This is a genomic window from Sulfuricurvum sp., from assembly GCF_019163035.1.
GTDB lineage: Bacteria > Campylobacterota > Campylobacteria > Campylobacterales > Sulfurimonadaceae > Sulfuricurvum.
In genome coordinates, this window is record NZ_JAFLKV010000137.1 from 1 (window position 1) to 6,705 (window position 6,705).

A 6,705-nucleotide genomic window follows, 5' to 3' on the forward strand; every position below is an offset into this window, starting at 1 on the left:
GAAAAAGCACAAGCGATGGTTACCGATGCCTCTAGCAAAAACTTCGTTGGTAAAAACGAGATTCAAACACACGTTCATACGGCAAGACCTGTGCATAAAACAGTTTCACGCAGTGTCGTTTCACATGCTCCGATTAAATCATCGGCTAAAAGCCATGACGATGATGTTTGGGAAAACTTCTAATCTCTCATCTCTTTTCCCCCGTCTTTGGGCGGGATAAAGCAAAATCAAAAATTTTTGTTTGATTTTTGGCAAAATTCTTTTGAATTGCCACAAACTTGCAACACTATTAGGTGATACTTACAATCGAATTTAAAAGGAATGTGAATGAGAACTCTCTGGAATTTGTTAGAAGACGAACCCGGATTTCCATCATTGGAAGATTCAGGATTTACCCTGATCAGTGCTGAAGAGAGCGGATGTGATGTGATCATCTGCGGTCTTGAGCATGTTGAGTATGCTGGAGCTCTCGTCAATCCGCAAGATACTTTTTTTATCGTTGCGTTAAATGATCCCGATCATGAGCGACACCTTGTACCAAATACATTTAGTGCATGGATTAGTCGTAAACGTTTAGAGCGTCTCCCTGAAATGCTCGAAGCGTATCAAAGTCATATCGATCAGCGGAACAGAACTCGTGTTCTGAAAGATTTAATGTATCGCTTCAGTGTCGATACATCGGTTCATCATAAGAATCTTGGATGGATTAAACAAAGTATGCGTGAAAGCACAAAAGAGATCGAAACGATTTTCGAAGATCGTGTCGAAGAGATGCGCGGTATCCATAAAGATGCAGCTATCGCACTTGAACAGTTAACCCGTTTTAAAGAACAAATCGTTCCTGAAAAATTCGAAGACCTCGAAGGATCATGGAATATGACGAGTTCGATTTTGACTCGAACCGACGAAGTCATCAAAGCGATGTTCGGATTTATCATGGTTTTACAATGTGAAGACCGTATAACGCAAATGATCGATGGAATCAGTACGATTATGGATGATGATATCGCACGTATGAATGACAGCGGATATGATGTTCCACTAGCACAGGAAGTCGAGTATAAAGCGAGACTAGTCCCATTTTATACTATTCAAGAGCAGCGCGATTACGCGATGGGTGAAGATAACGCAATGCAAGGGTGTAAACCTGAGCAAGCCGATATCGACGATTTTACACTATTTTAATACCAAACGGAGAAAAAAATGTCAAAAATTCTAATTGTAGACGATTCAAATATGTTGCGTGATATGGTCAAATACGCTCTTAATGAGGGTGGATACCCTGATGTTACGGAAGCGGTTGATGGAGCTGATGGTCTGGTTAAAGCAAAATCAGCAGTGTTTGATTTGATCATTTCTGATATCAATATGCCGAATATGAACGGTTTTGAACTCATTACGGAATTGCGCAAGCTTCCAACGTATGCTAAAACGCCTATTTTAACTCTGACAACAGAGAAAAATGACGAAATGAAAGCAAAAGGGAAAGCGGTCGGTGCGACAGGCTGGATCGTTAAACCATTCGTACCGGAACAGCTTCTTAAGGCGGTGGGAATCGTCCTAAGCCGATAAGGATACCCATGGCAGTTTTTGATATTAACAAGTATCGTCAAATGTTTCTCGAGGAAGCTGAAGAGCTTTTTGAGACCATTGACACATTATTGCTCGAAGCTGAAGAGTGCGGTGACATGGATAATGAAACTGTAAATTCATTGTTCCGTTCCGTTCATACGCTTAAAGGGAACTCTGCATCGGTAGAACTTTCTCAATTTGCGGCATTGGCTCATGAGTTAGAGTTTTTTATGGATCGTCTTCGTAACGGAGAACTCACTTTTGAAGAGAGTATGGCTGAGATTTTGATCGAAGGGATCGATGCTCTTAAACAAATTTTGGAACTTGAGCTTGCAGAAGAATTAAGTGATGATTACTTTCAAGAGACGAAAACAGCATTGCTTTCTAAAATCAGTGCGTTTGGTGAAGATGCTGAAGAAATTTCTCTAATGATAGCTAACGAAGAACCTACGGATGAATATGGGCTTCTTTTGCCACAGGATGACGAACTTTGTTACGGTCCGATCGGCGGAGTAAGTACGGTATTAAACCTCCTAACGACAAGTCAGGATGATCAATTCGGAATGTTTGAAGACGAATCTTTTATACCTGTTGGCGGTGAGGATGAGTTTGGATTTTTCGATGAACCTATAGTATCCCAAACGGATGTTCCGTTACAAGTTTCAGACAGCGATGAATTCGGATTTTTTGATGATGAACCTATGCCGTTGTCGGTGAAACCTGAGTTGGTAGTCTCTGAGGATGATGATTTCGGATTTTTTGATGAAATGGAAGTTCCTAAAACACCATTTGCACCAGTTTTGGAAACAAAAGTTTCTGCGGCAAAAGAAGAGGTGAAAAGTGTTGCGGCAACCGAACCGAAAAAGTTTAAAGCCGATAGCAGTTCAAATTCAATTCGGGTTGATCTTTCTAAAATTGATGGATTGATGAACAATATCGGTGAACTTGTTATTGCGCATTCGATGCTTACGCAGTTTACCGTTATGTTGGAAGATCAAAAGATAAAAGCGGACCTCTCTGAACGTCTGGACTTAATCGATCGCCACATTCGTGAGCTACAAGAATCGGTCATGAGTGTTCGTATGGTTCCGATGGAAACGGTTTTTTCAAAGTTTCCGAAAGTTATTCGTGATACGGCAAAAAAACTTAATAAAAAGATCGATTTTCGTTATTCAGGTGAGACGGTAGAAATCGATAAAGCAATGATTGAGGGGCTTACTGATCCTCTCATGCACATTGTTCGAAATGGTCTTGATCATGGAATCGAATCACCTGAACGTCGTCGTGCACTAGGAAAACCTGAATCTGGAACCCTTATGATGGTTGCAGAGCAGGCTAACGGGCAAATGATTATCAAGCTCCAAGATGACGGCGGCGGGATAAATGTTGCAAAAGTAACCGCTAAAGCGGTCGAAAACGGTGTAATTGATGAGCATCAAGCCGCTTCAATGAGCATGGAAGAAAAAGCAATGCTCATTTTTGCTCCGGGTCTCTCTACGGCCGATGCGGTAACCGATATCTCCGGTCGCGGTGTTGGGATGGATGTCGTGATGTCCAATATTAAAAAACTCGGCGGAGTAGTTAAAGTTGATACGGAAGAGGGCTACGGTACAACCTTTACCATTGCGCTTCCTTTGACACTTGCTATTTTGGACGGGTTAAATATTCGTGTCGGAAAAGAGCAGTTTATTCTTCCTCTTTCGGCTATTATCGAATCGCTCAATCCGAGCGAAGATATGATTAAACATATCGGTGATAAAGAATCTGAAATGCTGATGTTACGAAATGAGTTTATCCCTATCGTACGGCTTCATTCGATTTTTAATGTTGAGCCTGAACATGAAAAACTTTCAGATGGATTGTTAATCGTAGTCCGATCAGCAACCCAAAAAATAGCTGTTTTCGTGGATGAATTCATGAATCAGCAGCAATTTGTTATCAAACCGCTGGATAAGAATTTCCGTAATGCTCAGGGAATCGGCGGTGCAACTGTTCGGGGTGATGGAAGCATCGGCCTGATCATCGACACTATGAACATTTTAGAAAAAAATTATTAGGAGCACCTCATGTCAGTCATGGAAAGTAACCAAATGCTTACGTTTAAACTCGGTGATGAAACCTACGGTATTCAGATTAGTAAGGTTAGAGAAATTCTAACTTATCCCGTTGTCACTCCTATCCCTGACGCAAGCCGTTGGGTTAAAGGGGTCATTAACTTGCGCGGTGAAGTTGCTCCTATTATCGATCTTCGTGTCCGTTTTAATACGAATGAAGATCCGATTTATACGAATAGAACCATTGTTATCGCGGTAAAAACACAAGATATGCGTATGATCGGTCTGGTAGTTGATGAAGTTTCTGACATGGAAAATGTTGAACTTGATCGCCTCTATCCAGCTCCGGACATGGGTACCTCAATCGCTCCTGAATATCTCAAAGGATTGTTTAAAAAAGAGGATAAAATGATCGTTATTCTCGATATAGACCGTATTCTTGATAAAGATGAAATGCAACGCCTCTCACGACAAAGTTCTGGACCATCGAATGTACTCAGCGCATCAGCTTGAGCGTGCGCGAGCACTAACGTATAAGCATAGCGGAATTACGTTAGGATCTAACAAAGATGTAATGATTGCAAACCGTTTGGATAAGCTTAAACGGGATGTTGGTCATGATGATATCGATGCAATCCTAAATGCCGTGGAACGCGGGAATCACGTCGAAACGTTCGTTAGCTCATTTACCACCAATAAAACAAACTTTTTTCGTGAAGAATTTCACTTTGATGATCTAAAAAACCGTGTTTTTCAAGAAGCAATTGCAAAAGGCGGTGAGTTTAAAATTTACTGTTCTGCTGCTTCTACCGGAGAAGAACCTTACTCTATTTTAATGACAATGGAACAAGCTAAAGAAGAGTATGGAAGCCCAATGCTTAACTATTCGCTTTTGGCAACGGACATCGATTTGGACGTCCTCAAACATGCTACTAACGGCGTCTATGAATGGAATAAAAATGCGGATGATTTTCCGGATTGGATCAAACCGGCTACTTTTTTCAAACGTCGACCGCACCCAAGTCGTGAGGGAGATTATTTAATCAAAGCAAAAGAGACTCTTGCACGGAGAGTACGATTTAATCAGCATAATTTAATGGCGGAAAATTATCCCTTTAAACCGGAAGAATTTGATGTTGTTTTCTGTCGTAATGTTCTTATTTATTTCAGTCAAGCCGATCAAAATGTAATTTTAAAAAAGCTTTTTCGAACGCTTAAATTAGGTGGAACACTTTATCTAGGACATTCCGAAAGTCCGCTTGAATTAACTCCTTATGTAGAGCGATACGGACAAAATATTTTTGTAAAAGTAAAAGAGTTTTGATGAGAATTATAAAAGGTACAGTAGACTCAAAAATTGTAAAACTGTCGCGTCCTGATGCGATAAAGTATATCCAAAATCGTCAAACTCTTGGAATTATTGGTGGAGAGTTTGCAATTACCTATGATGAAGATGATATGCCGATCACTACATTATTAGGGTCGTGTGTTGCAGTTATGCTCTATGATAGTCATTCTCGGCTCAAGGGGATGAATCATTTTCTCCTTCCTACTTCATGTGCTCAGGGAGAATCGTGCCGATTTGGTCTTTATGCGATGGAAACAATGCTCAATGAGATGTATAAACTTGGCTGTCGTAAAGAGAATATCACCGCTAAAATTTGTGGGGGTGCCAATATCCTCCATGACCTTAGTGATAATATTGGTGAACGTAATGTCATTTTTGCACGAAGTTTTTGCCGTTCTGAAGGTATCCGCATTACGGCTGAGAACGTATTAGGAACTAATGGTCGCGTTGTCATGCTTGACAACGGATTTAAAACGATATCCAAAACGGTTGCCAACCGTTCGATGGAAGAACGGCTCGCTCAAAGCGATCGCGCTTTGGCTAAAATGGTTGATAAAACTGAAACGGCTCCTGTTGATAACGGCATTACACTTTTTTAGAGGTACAAAATGTATAGAGTTATAGTGATTGACGATTCGCCATTAATGCAGCGTATCCTCTCCGATACCATTTCACGGCTAGAAGATTTTGAAGTTGTAGCAACAGCATCGGATGCTTTTGAAGCGCGCGATTTAATTAAGCAACATGAACCGGATATGGTTACTGTAGATATCAATATGCCAAAAATGGACGGAGTTGCATTTTTACGTAATTTGATGCGTTTGCATCCTATGCCTGCAGTCGTTATTTCGACTGATGCTTCACGGCATCAGGAAGTATTTGATGATGGAGCAGTAGGATTTATTGCCAAGAAAGGGATCGGAGAAAGTGATGAGTCATTTTTCAAACGTGTTGAAGATACTCTTCTGCGACTAACGTTTTTGATCGATCGTTACCAATCCAAACGAAGACCGAAAAATGCAGTTATTGAAATAGAGACAGTCAAAAACCATCCAGACCAGCTTTTAGCGTTTAAAGCTCCTTTGATGCAAGGACCGAAAGTAATAGCGATAGGGGCTTCTACCGGCGGAGTTGAAACGTTGATGGAAATTTTTTCCAATCTAACTCCTCCTCTTCCTCCCATTTTGATTACCCTTCATATTCCATTCGGATTCTCGGGAAGTTTTGCCGAACGACTTGATCGTATCAGTTCGCTTAGTGTTTATGAAGCACAAGACGGACAAGCGGTAGAAGAATCATCTGTTTATATTGCTCCTGGGAATCGTCATATGTTGCTTGAAAATCGACAAGGAAAATATTTTATTAAACTGCTTGATGGTCCTCGAATCAGCCGCCATAAACCGAGTGTTGATATCTTATTGCGAAGTGTTCATAATGCTTCAGGATCGAATGCCATGGGCATCATGCTGACTGGTATGGGTGATGATGGATCGATCGGTATGAAAGAGATGTTTAATGCTGGTGCTTATACTGTTGCACAGAGTCAAAAACGTTGTGTTGTATATGGTATGCCTGCTAAAGCAATTGAAGCGGGAGCTATTAAAGATGTGATTGATCTCAATAACATCCCCTCTACAATTCAGAAATTTATCTCTTATCGTAAAAATTAATATAGTAAAAAATGATAATTTAGCCTCTAAAGTTTTTGAGAATGCTGTTGTGAGAATATAT

The 6,705-nt window shown here is 40.6% G+C and carries 8 protein-coding genes; all 8 read left to right on the plus strand.

Features of this window, described 5'->3' with window-relative positions:
* A partial coding sequence (locus JZU62_RS10030) for a hypothetical protein (protein WP_295014394.1) occupies positions 1-183 on the plus strand: 183 nt, incomplete at its 5' end.
* A 144-nt stretch (positions 184-327) separates the two neighbouring features.
* Positions 328-1,185: a hypothetical protein gene (locus tag JZU62_RS10035; RefSeq protein ID WP_295014396.1), complete on the plus strand. Its 858-nt coding sequence runs from the start codon at positions 328-330 to the stop codon at positions 1,183-1,185.
* An 18-nt stretch (positions 1,186-1,203) separates the two neighbouring features.
* Positions 1,204-1,572 (plus strand): response regulator, encoded by a 369-nt coding sequence (locus JZU62_RS10040; RefSeq protein ID WP_295014398.1) that lies wholly within the window; start codon positions 1,204-1,206, stop codon positions 1,570-1,572.
* An 8-nt stretch (positions 1,573-1,580) separates the two neighbouring features.
* Positions 1,581-3,629: a chemotaxis protein CheA gene (locus tag JZU62_RS10045; protein ID WP_295014400.1), complete on the plus strand. Its 2,049-nt coding sequence runs from the start codon at positions 1,581-1,583 to the stop codon at positions 3,627-3,629.
* Between the two features lie 9 nt (positions 3,630-3,638).
* The gene (locus tag JZU62_RS10050) at positions 3,639-4,139 is read left to right on the plus strand and encodes a chemotaxis protein CheW (protein WP_295014402.1); all 501 of its coding nucleotides are present in this window, start codon (positions 3,639-3,641) and stop codon (positions 4,137-4,139) included.
* On the plus strand, positions 4,117-4,950 hold the full coding sequence (locus JZU62_RS10055; protein WP_295014404.1) for a protein-glutamate O-methyltransferase CheR: 834 nt from the start codon (positions 4,117-4,119) through the stop codon (positions 4,948-4,950). Before JZU62_RS10050 ends, JZU62_RS10055 begins: the two co-directional genes overlap by 23 nt.
* A complete protein-coding gene (locus JZU62_RS10060) occupies positions 4,950-5,573 on the plus strand; it encodes a chemotaxis protein CheD (RefSeq protein WP_295014406.1) in 624 nt (207 codons plus the stop codon). The genes JZU62_RS10055 and JZU62_RS10060 overlap by 1 nt, the downstream gene beginning before the upstream one ends.
* Positions 5,574-5,582: 9 nt before the next feature.
* The gene (gene cheB, locus JZU62_RS10065) at positions 5,583-6,644 is read left to right on the plus strand and encodes a chemotaxis-specific protein-glutamate methyltransferase CheB (protein ID WP_295014408.1); all 1,062 of its coding nucleotides are present in this window, start codon (positions 5,583-5,585) and stop codon (positions 6,642-6,644) included.
* Positions 6,645-6,705 lie beyond the last annotated feature (61 nt).